1 protein-coding gene is annotated in these 688 nt (G+C 65.4%); it reads left to right on the forward strand.

Annotation, left to right across the window (positions count from 1 at the left end):
- Window positions 1-688 (forward strand): IS256 family transposase (locus JUB11_RS32465; RefSeq protein WP_207462937.1); only part of this gene is annotated, 688 nt, incomplete at both ends.

The following is a 688-nucleotide window of genomic DNA, read 5'->3' on the forward strand; positions in this document are numbered from 1 at the left end:
GGCATCGAGGTGTCGGCCGACCTGATCTCGACGGTGACGGATGCGGTGATCGAGGAGGTGGTGGCCTGGCAGAACCGGCCTCTGGAGGCCGTCTACCCGCTGGTGTTCCTGGATGCCATCCGGGTCAAGATCCGGGACGAGGGCCTCGTGCGCAACAAGGCAATCCACGTGGCCATCGGCGTGCGGGCCGACGGCGCCAAGGAGGTGCTGGGCCTGTGGATCGAACAGAACGAAGGCGCCAAGTTCTGGCTGCGCGTCCTGAACGAGCTGAAGAACCGGGGCGTGGAAGACATCCTGCTGGCCGTGGTCGATGGGCTGAAGGGCTTTCCCGAGGCGATAGCGGCCGCCTATCCCGAGACCATCGTGCAGACCTGCATCGTTCACCTGCTGCGCCACAGCATGGAGTTCGCGTCCTGGAAGGACCGCAAGGCCATCGCGGCTGCCCTGAAGACGGTCTACGACGCCGTCGATGATAAGGCGGCCGAGGCCGCTCTGACCGCTTTCGAGAACGGCCCATGGGGCGAGAAATACGCGGCCATCGGCAAGGCTTGGCGCCGGGCTTGGCAGGAGGTCATTCCCTTCTTTGCCTTTCCGCGTGAGGTCCGGCGGATCCTCTACACCACCAATGCCATCGAGGCCTTGAACTCCAAGCTGCGCCGGGCGGTGCGGGCCAGGGGGCATTTCCCCA

The organism is Azospirillum sp. SYSU D00513, assembly GCF_017356015.1.
Taxonomy (GTDB): domain Bacteria; phylum Pseudomonadota; class Alphaproteobacteria; order Azospirillales; family Azospirillaceae; genus Azospirillum.